General features: G+C 39.8%; 15 protein-coding genes and 2 pseudogenes. 7 read left to right on the top strand and 10 right to left on the bottom strand.

All coding sequences use genetic code 11. The annotated features are described in order from the left end of the window. Window positions 1–20: 20 nt before the first annotated feature. A complete protein-coding gene (locus G0028_RS00240) occupies window positions 21–1,457 on the bottom strand; it encodes a PLP-dependent aminotransferase family protein (RefSeq protein ID WP_180047813.1) in 1,437 nt (478 codons plus the stop codon). A 110-nt stretch (window positions 1,458–1,567) separates the two neighbouring features. Here G0028_RS00240 and G0028_RS00235 point away from each other — a divergent pair, with 110 nt between their 5' ends. Next, window positions 1,568–1,975 (top strand): hypothetical protein, encoded by a 408-nt coding sequence (locus tag G0028_RS00235; protein ID WP_130075480.1) that lies wholly within the window; start codon window positions 1,568–1,570, stop codon window positions 1,973–1,975. Here the strand turns inward: G0028_RS00235 and G0028_RS00230 are convergent. Further along, window positions 1,935–2,333, bottom strand: a pseudogene (locus G0028_RS00230) (LysR substrate-binding domain-containing protein); the annotation flags it as partial. The gene G0028_RS00235 and the pseudogene G0028_RS00230 overlap by 41 nt on opposite strands. Before the next feature lie 62 nt (window positions 2,334–2,395). Between G0028_RS00230 and G0028_RS00225 the strand changes: the two are divergent. Then, window positions 2,396–3,301, top strand: a complete 906-nt coding sequence (locus G0028_RS00225) for an IS982 family transposase (RefSeq protein ID WP_194088734.1) — start codon at window positions 2,396–2,398, stop codon at window positions 3,299–3,301. Between the two features lie 13 nt (window positions 3,302–3,314). Here G0028_RS00225 and G0028_RS00220 read toward each other — a convergent pair. Further along, window positions 3,315–3,833: pseudogene (locus tag G0028_RS00220) on the bottom strand (LysR family transcriptional regulator); the annotation flags it as partial. 116 nt (window positions 3,834–3,949) lie between these two features. On the opposite strand from G0028_RS00220, the gene dkgB reads away from it, so the two are divergent. Together dkgB and G0028_RS00210 are read left to right on the top strand one after the other, a co-directional pair. Beyond that, window positions 3,950–4,759, top strand: a complete 810-nt coding sequence (dkgB, locus tag G0028_RS00215; protein ID WP_180047501.1) for a 2,5-didehydrogluconate reductase DkgB — start codon at window positions 3,950–3,952, stop codon at window positions 4,757–4,759. Window positions 4,760–4,765: 6 nt separating this feature from the next. Next, on the top strand, window positions 4,766–5,938 hold the full coding sequence (locus G0028_RS00210) for an MFS transporter (protein ID WP_180047502.1): 1,173 nt from the start codon (window positions 4,766–4,768) through the stop codon (window positions 5,936–5,938). Window positions 5,939–5,994: 56 nt separating this feature from the next. Here the strand turns inward: G0028_RS00210 and G0028_RS00205 are convergent, their stop codons facing one another. Beyond that, complete coding sequence (locus G0028_RS00205; RefSeq protein ID WP_174494090.1) at window positions 5,995–6,645, bottom strand: START domain-containing protein; 651 nt, start codon at window positions 6,643–6,645, stop codon at window positions 5,995–5,997. 50 nt (window positions 6,646–6,695) lie between these two features. Further along, entirely contained in the window at window positions 6,696–7,517 is an 822-nt protein-coding gene (gene dapB, locus G0028_RS00200) for a 4-hydroxy-tetrahydrodipicolinate reductase (protein ID WP_130075472.1), read from the bottom strand. Window positions 7,518–7,777: 260 nt separating this feature from the next. Between dapB and G0028_RS00195 the strand changes: the two genes are divergently transcribed. Together G0028_RS00195 and G0028_RS00190 are read left to right on the top strand one after the other, a co-directional pair. After that, window positions 7,778–7,996 carry a hypothetical protein gene (locus G0028_RS00195; RefSeq protein ID WP_180047503.1) on the top strand — a complete coding sequence of 73 codons (219 nt, stop codon included), beginning with the start codon at window positions 7,778–7,780 and terminating at the stop codon, window positions 7,994–7,996. 172 nt (window positions 7,997–8,168) lie between these two features. Continuing rightward, window positions 8,169–9,092, top strand: coding sequence for a LysR family transcriptional regulator (locus G0028_RS00190; protein WP_180047504.1), 924 nt, complete (start codon window positions 8,169–8,171; stop codon window positions 9,090–9,092). A gap of 12 nt (window positions 9,093–9,104) precedes the next feature. Here the strand turns inward: G0028_RS00190 and G0028_RS00185 are convergent, their stop codons facing one another. Further along, on the bottom strand, window positions 9,105–9,848 hold the full coding sequence (locus G0028_RS00185; protein WP_180047505.1) for a sulfite exporter TauE/SafE family protein: 744 nt from the start codon (window positions 9,846–9,848) through the stop codon (window positions 9,105–9,107). Window positions 9,849–10,061: 213 nt separating this feature from the next. On the opposite strand from G0028_RS00185, the gene G0028_RS00180 reads away from it, so the two are divergent. Then, window positions 10,062–10,562 carry a nuclear transport factor 2 family protein gene (locus G0028_RS00180; protein WP_130075404.1) on the top strand — a complete coding sequence of 167 codons (501 nt, stop codon included), beginning with the start codon at window positions 10,062–10,064 and terminating at the stop codon, window positions 10,560–10,562. Window positions 10,563–10,623: 61 nt separating this feature from the next. On the opposite strand, the gene G0028_RS00175 is transcribed toward G0028_RS00180, so the two are convergent. The 4 genes from G0028_RS00175 to ilvD all read right to left on the bottom strand — a co-directional run bounded on the left by G0028_RS00175 (window position 10,624) and on the right by ilvD (window position 14,682). Further along, window positions 10,624–10,911, bottom strand: coding sequence for a chorismate mutase (locus tag G0028_RS00175; protein WP_130075410.1), 288 nt, complete (start codon window positions 10,909–10,911; stop codon window positions 10,624–10,626). Then, window positions 10,892–12,226: a hypothetical protein gene (locus G0028_RS00170; protein ID WP_180047506.1), complete on the bottom strand. Its 1,335-nt coding sequence runs from the start codon at window positions 12,224–12,226 to the stop codon at window positions 10,892–10,894. Before G0028_RS00170 ends, G0028_RS00175 begins: the two co-directional genes overlap by 20 nt. A gap of 195 nt (window positions 12,227–12,421) precedes the next feature. Beyond that, complete coding sequence (locus G0028_RS00165; protein WP_174494084.1) at window positions 12,422–12,787, bottom strand: hypothetical protein; 366 nt, start codon at window positions 12,785–12,787, stop codon at window positions 12,422–12,424. Between the two features lie 65 nt (window positions 12,788–12,852). Further along, entirely contained in the window at window positions 12,853–14,682 is a 1,830-nt protein-coding gene (ilvD, locus tag G0028_RS00160) for a dihydroxy-acid dehydratase (RefSeq protein WP_174494083.1), read from the bottom strand. Between the last annotated feature and the right edge of the window lie 174 nt (window positions 14,683–14,856).

The raw sequence follows: 14,856 nt of genomic DNA, 5'->3' as shown, positions 1-14,856 counted from the left end.
GGAGGGATTAAATGTATAAATTAAGCCACATTTTCAGAAGCTAACTCCCCTCTCACCCAATCCGCTAACAACACAATCGCCGCTCGAATCTCATCCGATAACTGATGCCCTGCATTTAAACGAATACAATTGTTATAACGATTATCTTCACCAAAAATTAAACCCGGAACAATATTAATACTGTGCTTTTGCGCATGATAATACAGCGCCAAACTATCCACCTGTTCAGGAAACTGTAACCACAATGCATAACTGCCCTGCGGTTGATTCAATCGAATCTCCACGCCCTGAAAAGCCTGTGAAATAAACTGACGATATTGCTCCACCTGTGCCATCAATTTAGGTCTTAATTCACTTAAATGCTGACGATACGCCCGACTAAAAATCAAATCGGCAAGCCCCAACTGCAACGGCGTATTCACCGACACATTTTGTAAAATCAACTTGGCATGCAAATGCTTCAAACGCTGTGGCAAACAAAACCACCCCAAACGATAAGATGGTGATAAAGACTTGGAAATCGAACTGCAATAAATCACATAACCTGCACGATCCCAATATTTGATCGGTAAAGGACGTTTGGCATTGAAACTACATTCGGCATAAATATCATCTTCAATTACATAACACTGATATTTTTCAGCAAGTTGAGCAATTTTTTCTTTTTCAGCATTACTCAGACAAAAGCCCAAAGGATTTTGAAAATTTGCAGTCAATAAACAGACTTTTGCACCTGATTTTTGCATGGCTTGTTCTAAACGCTGCAAGTCAAAACCCTCAGTATCGGCAGGAATTTCAATGATCTTGCGCTTTAACAATGCCAACAGTTGCAATTGCCCATTATAGTTGGGCGTGGGCACGATAATACTATCACCTTCATGGCTGACACTCTGAATCATCATGGACAATGCAGGCATGCAACCATTGCTGATATAAATATCCTCTTTGGCAATATAAAAGCCATCTTCCGCCCAATGCGCGGACAGCGCTTCACGTAAAGTGGGATGACCTTGCCGATTATTATATAAAAAATCCTCAGGTTTACAGTGTTTTAGTGCACGTTGAATCGAACGTCTCAGGGCTTCTACAGGCACGAAATCAGGTGACAACTGGATCGAACCTAAATGTACCAAACGGTTATTGGCAGAGGCTTCATGAATTTGTATTTGTAATTCTAAATTTGACACTTCACGTGGTCGGGATGGAAAACTCGGATGATCAGGTACAGCAATGCGTTGTGCATCCTGTTGTGATTGCACAAAATAACCTGACTTTTCCTTCACATAAATCAAGCCTTGTGCTTCAAGCAATTCATAGCAACTTTTTGCAGTATTCAGACTAATGCTTTGCTGCTCGGCAAATTGACGTAATGAACTCAAACGCTGCCCGACTGTCAATTCACCACTATAAATTTTCTGTGCAAGTTGCTGTGCCAAACTTTGGTATTGAAATGCCATATCTGTACCCAAATTTTAGTATTTGTTGTATCTGTACCCAGAAAGCTATCAGATTTATGCTTCTTTCACAGCCCCATCTTGCAACTGAAATGATTTGAAAGGAGAAAATAATGAGAATATTCACGTTACTGACGACAGCTTTATTGCTCAGTGCCTGCCAACCCCAAGCCACCAATCAAATCGCACAGCAACAACATTTTATCTGTAAATCATTGATTGAAGGATTTTTAAAAACGCAACGATTGGGCGAATATCAACTTGAACATTTACAGCCGACTTTACAACATACAGCACCGATTAGAGCATACACTTACCGTGTCAGCAGTGACATTACGATGCGCCTCAACATGCCGACACAGCAGAATTTAAATTTTGAATGTCAGCAGGATACTGCTCAACATTTTGAAGTGCGTTTGGTCAATCAAACACAAAATAGCAAACAAAATTTGCTCAGTTTGGATTTACCGCCACAAAAAACTATCGATACTTTGACAGCTTTTGCGCTAAAAACTCAATGAATAAACGGACACGCTTCGGCAAGTGCTCTTGCTGATAATACACGGCATGGATGCTCTGCTCATATAACTCGATTTGATCTTCAAATAAAGCCACCAATCGCCCTTGCTTTAAATCTTGCATAATTTCAAATGCAGATAAGCGTGCGATCCCAAATCCACCCACGCATAATTGCCGTACTGTTTCTCCACTTGACGCCTTAATTTGAGGCTGAATCGTCAAATACTGACCATCAACCTGAATCGGCCAAGTATTGAGATGCGCCACTTTACTAAAACCGATTTGTTGATGGCTGAGAATGTCCTTTGGCGTTTGCGGCTTGCCATTTTTTGCTAAATAACGTGAATTCGGGATAAGAAATTTGATAAAGAATAGGCATTTGAGTCACAATTTAATCACGACAAAAAACTGAATAACCTCAAATGCCTATCGATACACAGCTTACAACACTTTTTTGTTTAATTGATGATTTTTGTGCTGATATTACCAACAATGTTGAACAATATAGGCTTACTTCAGGACAAGCTAAGCGATTGCGCCAAAGTAAAATCAGTGCTTCTGAAGTTCTCACTTTATTATTGTGGTTTCATCTAACAGGGAGTAGAAACTTCAAGGCTTTTTATCTTTATTGGGCTAAGCCTTTTCTTTGCTCTTACTTTCCAAACTTACCTAGCTATAACCGATTCATTGAATTAAAAGCAAAATATGTGATGTATTTTGTCGCTCTTATTGAGAGTTTAAAGGTGCAATCCTCTGGAATTGCTTTTATTGATTCTACCAAATTAGCTGTGTGTCATAATAAACGTATTCAGCAACACCGTGTATTTGTAGACAGTGCAAGTCGGGGGAAAACCTCTGTAGATTGGTTTTATGGTTTCAAAATTCATTTGATTTGCGATCATGTTGGACGCTTAGTTTCTTATTGTATAACAACAGGTAACGTTGATGACCGTAAAGTATTACCAGAATTAATAGAACACTCAAAATTAAAAGGTAAGTTGTTTGGTGATCGTGGCTATATTGGTAAGAATTGGAAGGATCGCCTTGCAGAAGTTGGTGTTCAACTGATTACACGTGTAAAAAGAAATATGAAACCACAAGTTTTAGATCCATTTGATCATGCTGTATTAAAAAAACGTGGAATTATTGAAGCACCATTTAATTTGATGAAAAGTCAATTTGATCTTGAACACACTCGCCATAGATCAAAAATAGGATTATTGACGACAATATTCTCAGCTTTAACCTTATATGCGTTGGTACTTGTGAATGGATATAATTCAGGAATTCAGCAGATTTTAAAACCTATTGAATTAAAATCTGCTTAAGCCGAATTCACGTTAAATATTCAGGACTTGCCACAATATATAAACGACTCTTACACAACAAGCGAGCATGCAGACTTGAATCGGTTAATTGTCCAAAACGAATGGCAACATCTGTTTTATGTTCAAGCAGATCAATAATTTGGTCATTACTGTTTAGTTCAATCTGAATATTGGGATATAGCGCGAGAAACTCAGGAATCAACGGCGTAATCACATGCAATACAAAAGGCGTTGCGGAGTCGACCCGTACAATGCCTGAAGTATCGTTGTCTGATTTGAGTAAGGCATCCTCTGCTTCATTCAGATCGTGAACGATTTTTCGGGCTTTTTCTAAAAATATTTGTCCTTCCTGCGTCAATTTTAATTTGCGTGTGGTGCGTTCAAGTAAGGTCACATTCAACTTGGTTTCAAGGCGTTGCAAGGCTCGACTCACGCCCGAAGTGGTTTGATGCAACTGCTCTGCCGCCCCAACAATGGAGCCACTATCAACAATAGAGATAAATGCCTGTAATTCTTCTAAGGTGGATTTCATGACTATCACAGTTTACTGTTGACTAAAAATCAATAATATTTTGCAGAATCTTAGATTTGTCCGCAACAATAAATCTTGCACAATACTCATAATCTCAAAAACAATGTGAAATATCCATGAATACGATCATTCCGCAATTCGGTGTCGGAACTTTCCGTCTAACAGGTCAAACCGTCATTGATTCGGTAAAAACGGCTTTGGATGTCGGTTATCGTGCTATTGATACGGCACAAATCTATGGCAATGAAGCAGAAGTGGGGCAAGCGATTGCTGAAAGCCACATCAACCGAAATGAGTTATTTATCACCACAAAAATTTGGACAGAACATTATTCACCAGACAAACTGATTCCAAGTTTAAAAGACAGCTTACAAAAACTCAGAACGGATGCGGTAGATTTAACGCTAATCCATTGGCCTGCACCAAGTACAGGTATTTCCGTGGCTGAAATGATGCAAAACCTGTTACAGGCAAAACAGCAAGGTCTGACCAAACATATGGGTATTTCAAATTTCAATATTGATTTGACCCAACAAGCGATTGCTGCGGTGGGTGTGGAAAATATTGCCACCAATCAGATTGAACTCAGTCCGTATTTACAAAACCGTAAAGTTGTTGAGTTTTTACAAGCGCAAAATATTGATGTAACTTCATATATGACTTTGGCATATGGCAAAGTCTTGCAAGACCCTGTTTTGGCTGAAATTGCTCAACATCATCAAGCATCGACTGCACAAATTGCCTTGGCTTGGGCATTGCAAAAAGGCTTCTCTGTGATTCCATCATCAACCAAACGTGAAAATCTGATCGCCAATCTAAAAGCACAAGACATCCAACTGACTGCTGAGGAAATGCAGATGATTGCAGAGTTGGAACGCAACGGACGAGAGGTTAATCCTGAAGGCTTAGCGCCGATTTGGGACTGATCCACAATGAAAATTAATTTCCCTTTATTTGCGCTTGCCATTGGGGCTTTTGCCATTGGCACCACAGAATTTTCCCCCATGGGCTTCTTGCCCCAGATTGCGGAAAACCTGAATATTTCCATTCCCACCGCAGGTATGCTGATCACCGCCTATGCCTTAGGTGTGATGATTGGAGCACCGATCATGACGCTTTGGTTTGGACATTTTTCCAAACGTAAAGCCCTGATTCTTGCTATGAGTATTTTTACGGTCGGAAATATTTTAGCTGCCATAGCACCCAATTATTGGGGACTGATGAGCGCACGAATTCTGACCAGTTTGAATCATGGCGTGTTTTTTGGGATAGGTTCCATTGTTGCAACCAGCGTCGTTCCAAAAGAAAAGCAAGCCAGTGCCGTTGCCACCATGTTTATGGGGTTGACCATTGCCAATATTGGCGGTGTTCCGCTTGCCACATGGGTTGGGCAAAATATTGGTTGGCGCACGTCCTTTGCCACTATTGCTGTTTTGGGTGTCGTCACTATGTTGTGCCTATGGAAGGCATTGCCTGAGGGAACTGCGGGACAACGTCCCAATGTCAAAGCTGAATTAAAGGTGCTGACCCGTCTACCTGTCATGCTTGCCTTACTCACCACGGTGATGAGCGCAGGTGCAATGTTTACCTTGTACACCTATATTGCCCCAACACTGCAAAATATTACCCATGCAAGTCCAGGCTTTATTACGTTCATGCTGGTGCTGATCGGGGTGGGTTTTTCGATTGGGAATCATTTAGGCGGTACACTTGCAGACAAATCTTTAACTAAAACCCTGACCGGCTTTTTGTTATTGCTGATGCTGTCCATGTTGCTCTTCCCTATTTTGGCAACTACGCATATCGGTGCAGCTTTGGCATTGGTGGTGTGGGGCACAGCCGCTTTTGCTGTAGTTCCTCCCTTACAAATGCGCGTCATGTCTGTGGCACATGAGGCACCTGGTTTGGCATCATCTGTCAATATTGGGGCATTTAACTTAGGAAATGCTGTGGGTGCAGCAGCAGGCGGTGCCGTACTCAGTCTAGGCATGAGCTATGTTATGGTATCGATTACAGGTGCGCTACTCACCGCTCTAGGGCTACTCTTAGTTTGGCTGCAAATGCGCTTACCTGAGGCAAAACTTCAGTATTCATCTAAATCGTAAATAAAAAATCCCACTATCAAATGGGTGGGATTTTTAGATCTTCACTTTTGTACGATTTATTTTAAAATTTCAGGTAACGCAGGCAATGCCTTATTTTTAGCCAACTCAGCTTTCATTTTTTGCAACATCTGATACGGCTGCTGCTCGACTAGCATGTTGGTCACACTTTGTGGAATAGCGCCTTCGGGATCGGCAAATCCTGTGGTACTGACTTTAACTTTATTGGCTGCTAATTTTTGGAAAGTCCAATCACCTTCATAGTTCCTTAAACGTACAAAGTTCGCATTCGGGGCTTTACCTTGTGTAATCGCTTTATTTTTAATGCTGATTACACCATTACTGTCTTTGGAAATTTTTCCTTTCACCACCATATCACGGTCTTTGAGTGGAAATGGAAAATCCAAAACCATATAGAGCGTAAATTCACCTTTTTTATCATCACGGGAAAGTACTTCAGCTTTCGCCACATTCGGCACCCATTTTGGCGCATTATTCACATCAAAAACCAATGCAACCGCACGTTCAATCGGCACATCCAAAGTGGTTTCTGCTTTATAAGACATCACCGTATTGTTCGGGGCTTTAAATGTCCATACTTTGATATTGTTTTTGTCAAGGCTAAGCTTGATATCATTTGGAGCAGCAGCCTGTGTAGTCAGGCTCATGGCACTGACTACACCTGCAAGAAACATCACTGTTTTTTTCATTTTTTTTATTCAAATTGATTTCGTTGTTTTAGATCATAATGGATTATGCTTTAAGCTTGAATATCATTTAAACCTAAAACATCTTTCATATCGTATTTTTTAGCATCTTTACCTACAACCCATGCCGCTGCACGTACCGCACCCGATGCAAAGTTCATGCGACTGGTGGCTTTATGGGTCACTTCAACACGCTCGCCTTCACCAATAAACATCACCGTATGTTCACCGACAATATCACCACCACGGATGGTTTCAAAACCAATAGTTTCACGTTCACGTGGACCTGTATGCCCTTCACGACCATAAACAGCGACTTTCTTCAAATCACGACCTAAAGTATCAGCAACCGCCTCACCCATCATCAGTGCTGTACCTGATGGTGCATCTACTTTATGGCGATGGTGTGCTTCAATGATTTCAATATCCACCGTATCACCAAAAACTTTTGCAGCAAGCTCAAGTAATTTAATCGATACATTCACACCCACAGAGTAGTTTGCGGCATAAACCACAGGTGTTTGCGTTGCTGATTCATTTAAAACTTGTTTTTGTTCTTCTGAAAAGCCCGTGGTACCAATCACCATCGCCACACCTGCTTCACGGCAGAGTTTTAAGTTATTTTCAGTTGCCGCAGGTGCAGTAAAATCAATTACAACGTCCACATCTGCAAGTACTTCTTCCAAGCTACCCACGACTTTCACGCCAACAGCACCAATGCCTGCAAGCTCACCTGCATCTGCACCAATTAATGAACTTTCTGGGCGCTCAACGGCTGCTGCCAATTGATAACCTGCTTGTTGTACCGCTTGGATCAATGTACGACCCATACGACCACCTGCACCCAAAATACCAATGCGTGGAGTAGCTGACATGCTGATCTTCCTAAATCTATGTTTAAAATTTTATCTACTATAACAAAACTCTGCGAAGAGGCTAAGTTGCGTTATTGAAAATTCGGCAAAAATATCTCAGCTATTTTTGCATTTCACTCGAAATAGTTGACCGAAATGCGCAATTTTTTTCAAAATGACACACTTGTAAAGCGAAAAATGTTTTTCTATATTTTTGTTGAAGTTTAAATGATAGCGAAAATGAGAACTTCATCATTACAATAAAGATATAGGATATTCCCATGAATTTGAAAAAAATTGCATTTGTCATCTTCTTTTCTAGCATCATGTCTAGTGCATGGGCAGATGATGCGCTCGATGCCGCGATGGCTGCAGCAAATGATGTAGTTGAAACAGCAAATATCGAGACCACAAATACTGAAACTAAAACATCTACAACAGATGACACTTCAGATCCCACAGTAATTGATGCACCTGTGATTGAGGATGCTGCCGAATAATTTGCTTGTCAAGGCTACAAAATTTTCCTTCAATCATAGAGCTTCGACAAAGAACATTACGGTGTGCTTTGTCGTTATGTCCAAAATTTCTTTGATGAACATACAAGAACACTGCGCTATTTCAACAAAATCCTGTTTAATATATGAAAAGCCCATTTCACTGTTGTTTATTATGCGTTTCGACTTTTTCGATTTACATTTATTTTTAAATATTGTGGATACCGGTAGCCTGACTAAGGGGGCTGAACGTTCTGCCATTTCATTACAAGCAGCCAGTGAACGTATTAAAAAACTTGAACAACAATTTAATACCACGCTCTTTACCCGTCATGCATTGGGTGTGAAATTAACTGTTGCAGGTCAAGTCTTTACTGAACAAGCACAACGACTGATTCAACAAGAACAGCAGCTCCAACACGCCATGTCTCCCTTTGCGCAAGACTTAGCAACACAGGTGACTTTATGGTGTAATTCATCGGCACAAAGTGAATATTTACCGATACTTTTACCACAATATTTAGTCGAAAATCCGCATATTCAAATTGAACTCAAAGAAGCTGAAAGTCACGATATTATTCAAGCAATTGAAAAAGGCACTGCTCAGCTAGGCTTAATTTCTAGTTTTTTTAATTCCCGAAATCTACACACTTTAGACTTTTCACCCGATCCTTTGGTGCTGATCTGCCCACAACAACATGCGCTCACGCAGCATAAAACTTTAAATTTATCCGAAACTTTAAATTTATCCGAAATTTTAAATTATCCCTTTGTGGGACTGATGCAATATCATTCTTTACAACAGTCCATTGAAGCACAAGCCAAACGCTTAAATTGCACGATGCAATATCGCTTACGTTTACCCAATTTTGCAGCGATTGCACACGTCGTTGCTGATGGTGTCGGAGTGGCTATCATTCCAAAACGTGCAGCACAACGTTTGAATAAATTGTATAAATTTCATCAAATTGAACTGTCAGGTGCTTGGGCAAATCGTAAATTATTATTGGCGGCTACACAGTTCGATATACTTCCTACCGCTTATCAACACTTTGCTCAATTTCTCATTTCACAAAAAACTAAATTGATTTTGGACTGATTCATAGCATTGTTAAAGCACACCCAATTGGTGTAAAACCGAGTACATACCAAAAATTACTAAGCCGAAGAAAAATACTTTACGGAACTTTTGTTCGGAGATGCGATAACGGATTTTTGTACCTAACCACATCCCTATGAGTGCAGGAAATAAGGCCATCAAAGACAGTTGATAATCGATGGGCGTATCATCCACGGGGTTGAAGTGTAAAAAAGCAGCTAAACAAAAAGTCGATACGGTAAATGCCAAACCTAAAGACTGTACCAAATCGTCACGTTTTAGTTGTAAAGACTGTAAATAAGGCACCACAGGAATAACCACTACACCCGTTGCCACAGTTAATGCACCTCCCAAATAGCCCATCACAGGCGATAACCATTTTTCATAGGGTGCAAGATTTGGCATCTTTTTAGCAAATAAACCATAAAGCCCATACAAAGCTAACATGCCTCCCAATAACGCTTCACTGTGAAAATGATCATTGGCATGTCCTAAAGTGGGAAAAATACTGAAAACTGAACCAAGGATAATGCCGAGCAATAAGGGATAAAAACGGCGCACTAAACGCCAAACCTGCCCTTCTGCAAAAAGTTGCCAAATATTGGTCACTACGGAAGGAACAATCAACAAAGTCGCTGCTTGAAATGGGCTAATCATTAAGGTTAATAACCCCATCGACACAGCAGGTAAACCTAAGCCGATCGTCCCTTTAATCATCCCTGCAATCGCAAAGACAGCAATAACAAAACCTAGCACGACATGCGCCTCATCATATTTTAGGTCATGCTACAAAAAATTTTTAAAATGAAATATCAGCTTTTTTAGAAGTCAGCCTCAATAAAATATTGAGGCTTCGAATATCCTATTTTTGATATTCTGCATATTATTTCCCAACTTTATTTTGGGATCCTATTCACAGCATAATGATCATCACATTCATAATTTTTATCATCACAGTAGGTGGATCCAATGTCGAATGATTTGATTGAAAATGCATTAAAAACAAAAAATCCTAAAGATGTGGTCTTAGCTTTCTTAGCCAATTCATCAAAAGAAAATGTTAAACATGCCGCTGAAAAATTGGTTGCAGAAGATGCAACTTATATGTCTCTAAGTTTTGAAAATAAAGAACTTGAAGCGATTGAGCCATGGTGCGGCGTGCGTAGAGGCCGTCAAATTTATATTGATACGTTTTCCAATGTCGGCACATATTGGGAAGTGAATGATTTCCAAATCACCCAAGCTTTGGCTGAAAATGAAGATGTAGCGGTCTTTGGCCAATTCACTTATACCTCAGTCGAAGTAGATTATCGTTTTACCTCGCCATTTTCAATTTGGGCAAAAGTAGTTGATGGTCAAATCATCTATTTCCGCTTTATGGAAGATACCTATCTTTCAGCTCGCTCGTTCCGTAAATCTGGAACATGGGAAATTCAAAATAATGGACGTGGCTTTAGTGTAGGTGAATAACCCCTAAGATCATTTTCTTACGTTCAAATGAGAAAGCTGTAGTAAAACTACAGCTTTTGATTTATGGGCGAATTTCTTTTAATTCTCGTTGAATAAAATGCTGAATCATTTCACGATAAATCTTTTCAACCAAATCTGGGTCGGTGTGTAATTGATTGGCTTTTTCTCGGACTTTATTAATGACCTGTTGCACACGTTCAGGAGACTGAACATCTTCAGCAGTACGCTTAAAACGAGTCGCTTGATCGACATAAAACTGGCGTACAGCAATCATTTCAATTAAAGCCTGATCAATTTCATCAATATGCACTCGGGCTTGTTCAAGTGATTCACATTTTTCTTTTTTCATTGCTGAGGTGTTCTGCATCTTTTAGCTCTGTATCATTATCACTTTTGTACTTCTGTTCTAACACATTACTGAAAATACTTTCAATCATCCAAACGCGATATAAGCTATTAAATACGTAACGTTTTCCTTCAATTGTCAGTTCTAACACTGGAAAATCAGGTTGATGCTTCTCTGCACAACGTTGATCATTTTCCTCTAAGAACGATGCGACATCTACATCTGCAAGTTTTTCAATTCCTAGATCTTGTTGTAATTTTTGTAAATGTGCTTTACATGAAGGGTCTTTGCCCTTTGTCCATACTGCCTCTAAAATCGTATACATCGCATCGGTGCGCTGTTCTTCATCCACACTATAGAAAAGCTGTGCCATATTTAAAATACTGTCCGCCGTTGGACGACAAAATGGCGTAAACTTTACTTCGGTACGTTTTGACAAACGGCTTGCCAAGCTCCAATCAAAAAAGTCCCGTCCATGATACGTTAAAGGACAAACATTCAACTGAATATTATAATAATTAGCGAGTTCTTCTTTAATATACGCGAGCAATAACCAACTGATCGGATCTTCAAGCGCAATATACAAATTTAACTCAGGATGCATCGCTTGAATTTCAGCAAGCTCCTCAGCATCACTCATCAGATGTTCACGCCACTCGATGTGATTAATCAAGAAAATAGGATTATCAATCAATAATTTTTGCTGTTTTAAACGGCGTGTTAAACGTAATAAATCATCAACTGCATGATATTTACGCCCACCAAATTCAAAATAGCTTTCTAAAACAGGCGTATGATCAAAGATTCTTTCTGGAAAATGTTGTTCTTTTTGTTGTTTACTTGCCATTACAAACAGCATTCGTAATTTTCCGTATTGTTGCTGCCACAACATATGGAACACATCTTCAAGTAAATACAGAAAATTTTGACCTGTTAATGGGGTATTACGCAAAATAATTTCGGCTTGCTGTAAGGCTTCTTGTGTGGGTTGTTCTGGTTTTTCTTCGTCATAACTAAAGCGGTGCTGATTGGCTAAAATCTTGGCATCATTCAGACTATAATTCCGCCATTCCTCAATACTCATACCATTAGGTGGTTCAGCGGTCGTATCCGAAATAATGATTTTCAGTGGCTTCAAATCATCATTTAAAATATCATCCAATTGGGTTAATTGTTGCACAGCTAAATAGCTATACACATCATCTAAACGTAAATAAATTTTTAGCCCTTGTGCCGTGGGTAACACCTCTTGACGGGTGGGTTTTGCATAAAACCAACTCGATCGGATTGGATCAAACCAACGGCGTAACAGTGACATGGAATAAGCCTCGGAAAAGCACTGAGTCATGGAAAAAAATGTGATTGAAACTCGCTCAAGGATATCATTCATTGACTGAAGATGCTGAAAAAATTAATCCCACTCAGTCAAACAAAATTTATAGCAATTCAATAGCAAGTGATCAATAACTAAAAATTCAATAAAATTTAAACGATTAGGTCAATTATTTTTTTATCAGCAAACAGTTATTGAGCATGTATCTAAATTTTGAGCTCTTAACGTATCGTAAAATGATTTCAATTCTAAATAAAGTTGTTCACTCATTGGAAAATCATCATATACAAATAATTGATTCAAATTAGATTGTTGCTGTCCCACGCTGAGCAAAAGTAATCTCATTTCCAATATCAGTTCCATTAATACTGTTTCACCCGATAAACTTAATGGCTCATCTGTTCCTGAATCAGCAATCAGTTTTTCAAATAATGGGAAAGTCACTAAAAGCTTTTTCGGAATCTGTAAATAAAAAGCGCTATACGAGCCTAAATAAAATCCATGAATCATTTTATCTTTTTCACATATGATGATTTCAATTCCCATTTTCATCCCTTAAAAAAGCACTCAACCTGTGAGTGCTTTTATATAGTGTGAATAAACTTTAAAACTTAGAGTTCACGTACTGCGCCTTTTGAAGCACTTGTGGTATGCATTGCATAAGCCTTGAGTGCTTTCGAGACTTTACGTGGACGCTCTTCAGCAGGATGCCAACCTTTAGCTTCTTGTACTTCACGACGCGCAGCCATGGTTGCTTCATCAACCGCAAGGTGAATGGTACGATTTGGAATATCGATTTCGATACGGTCACCATCTTCAACCAAACCAATTGCACCACCTTCAGCCGCTTCTGGTGAAACGTGACCAATGGAAAGACCTGATGAACCGCCAGAGAAACGACCATCCGTCAACAAGGCACAATCTTTGCCCAATCCTTTTGATTTTAAATAACTAGTTGGGTAAAGCATTTCTTGCATACCTGGACCACCACGTGGACCTTCGTAGCGAATCACCACTACATCACCTGCAGTAATTTTTCCACCCAAAATTGCGTCTACAGCAGCATCCTGACTTTCAAAAACACGTGCTGTGCCGTTGAATTTCAAGATTGAATCATCCACACCTGCAGTTTTAACAATACAGCCTTCCAAAGCGATGTTACCGTAAAGTACTGCCAAACCACCATCTTGTGAGAATGCATTAGCAACATTACGAATCACACCACCCTCACGGTCACCATCCAAACGTGAATAGTAACGATCTTGAGAGAATGCAGTTTGCGTTGGAACACCGCCCGGTGCTGAACGGAAGAATTGGTAAACCTCTTCGTCTTCAGTACGGATAATATCCCATTTATCTAAAGCATCTTTTAAGGTTTTTTCATGTACAGTTGGAACCGAAGTATCAAGCAAACCTGCTCGATCTAACTCGCCAAGAATTGACATGATCCCACCTGCACGATGTACATCTTCCATATGGACATCTTGTTTTGCTGGCGCAACTTTACATAATACAGGCACTTTACGAGATAAACGGTCAATGTCTGTCATGGTAAAGTCAACTTCAGCTTCATTCGCCGCAGCCAATAAATGTAGAACTGTATTTGTAGAACCACCCATCGAAATATCAAGCGTCATTGCATTTTCAAAAGCAGCTTTGGTCGCAATTGAACGTGGTAACAAACTATAGTCATTTTGTTCATAATGACGTTTGGTGATTTCAACAATCAACTGCCCCGCTTTTTCAAATAATTTTTTACGGTTGGCATGTGTTGCAAGTGTTGAACCATTACCCGGTAAAGATAGACCTAAAGCTTCCGTCAAACAGTTCATTGAGTTTGCAGTAAACATCCCTGAACATGAACCACAGGTTGGACATGCTGAACGTTCGTATTCAGCCACTTCTTCGTCAGTAAAGTTGTCATCTGCTGCAACAATCATGGCGTCAACAAGGTCAATGGCTTTTTCATTACCACGGATTTTGACTTTACCCGCTTCCATTGGCCCACCAGACACAAATACCACTGGAATGTTCAAGCGCATAGATGCCATCAACATTCCCGGAGTGATTTTGTCACAGTTGGAAATACACACCATCGCATCTGCACAGTGTGCATTCACCATGTATTCCACGGAGTCTGCAATCAAATCACGTGAAGGTAGTGAATAGAGCATACCGTCATGCCCCATTGCAATGCCATCATCAACCGCAATGGTATTAAACTCTTTAGCTACACCACCTGCTTGTTCAATTTGACGAGCAACCAACTGTCCTAAATCTTTAAGATGTACATGACCTGGTACAAATTGGGTAAATGAGTTGACCACCGCAATAATCGGTTTACCAAAGTCCTCATCTTTCATTCCTGTCGCGCGCCATAAGCCACGCGCACCAGCCATGTTTCTTCCGTGTGTCGATGTTTTTGAACGATAGTCAGGCATTGTTATCTATTTCCAATGAAAGTTATGCTTGAGTTAAATCTAATGATTCACTCTGGCCAAATAATATGAATATAAGTTTAAATCTGATGAAATTTGCATCATTATACTATAGGTCATTCACAAACAAATGAATATGTAACCCTTTTCATATCTATGATACATCTTCAATTGGAG

Origin of the sequence: Acinetobacter piscicola (genome assembly GCF_015218165.1) — a bacterium.
Taxonomy (GTDB): domain Bacteria; phylum Pseudomonadota; class Gammaproteobacteria; order Pseudomonadales; family Moraxellaceae; genus Acinetobacter; species Acinetobacter piscicola_A.
This window is presented reverse-complemented; position numbering and strand designations above follow the sequence as displayed.

Coding starts and splice junctions, on each gene's coding strand:
- G0028_RS00240 (WP_180047813.1), bottom strand. CDS start 1,457: ATGGCATTTCAATACCAAAGTTTGGCACAGCAACTTGCACAGAAAATT.
- G0028_RS00235 (WP_130075480.1), top strand. CDS start 1,568: ATGAGAATATTCACGTTACTGACGACAGCTTTATTGCTCAGTGCCTGC.
- G0028_RS00225 (WP_194088734.1), top strand. CDS start 2,396: ATGCCTATCGATACACAGCTTACAACACTTTTTTGTTTAATTGATGAT.
- dkgB (WP_180047501.1), top strand. CDS start 3,950: ATGAATACGATCATTCCGCAATTCGGTGTCGGAACTTTCCGTCTAACA.
- G0028_RS00210 (WP_180047502.1), top strand. CDS start 4,766: ATGAAAATTAATTTCCCTTTATTTGCGCTTGCCATTGGGGCTTTTGCC.
- G0028_RS00205 (WP_174494090.1), bottom strand. CDS start 6,645: ATGAAAAAAACAGTGATGTTTCTTGCAGGTGTAGTCAGTGCCATGAGC.
- dapB (WP_130075472.1), bottom strand. CDS start 7,517: ATGTCAGCTACTCCACGCATTGGTATTTTGGGTGCAGGTGGTCGTATG.
- G0028_RS00195 (WP_180047503.1), top strand. CDS start 7,778: ATGAATTTGAAAAAAATTGCATTTGTCATCTTCTTTTCTAGCATCATG.
- G0028_RS00190 (WP_180047504.1), top strand. CDS start 8,169: ATGCGTTTCGACTTTTTCGATTTACATTTATTTTTAAATATTGTGGAT.
- G0028_RS00180 (WP_130075404.1), top strand. CDS start 10,062: ATGTCGAATGATTTGATTGAAAATGCATTAAAAACAAAAAATCCTAAA.
- G0028_RS00175 (WP_130075410.1), bottom strand. CDS start 10,911: ATGAAAAAAGAAAAATGTGAATCACTTGAACAAGCCCGAGTGCATATT.
- G0028_RS00170 (WP_180047506.1), bottom strand. CDS start 12,226: ATGTCACTGTTACGCCGTTGGTTTGATCCAATCCGATCGAGTTGGTTT.
- G0028_RS00165 (WP_174494084.1), bottom strand. CDS start 12,787: ATGGGAATTGAAATCATCATATGTGAAAAAGATAAAATGATTCATGGA.
- ilvD (WP_174494083.1), bottom strand. CDS start 14,682: ATGCCTGACTATCGTTCAAAAACATCGACACACGGAAGAAACATGGCT.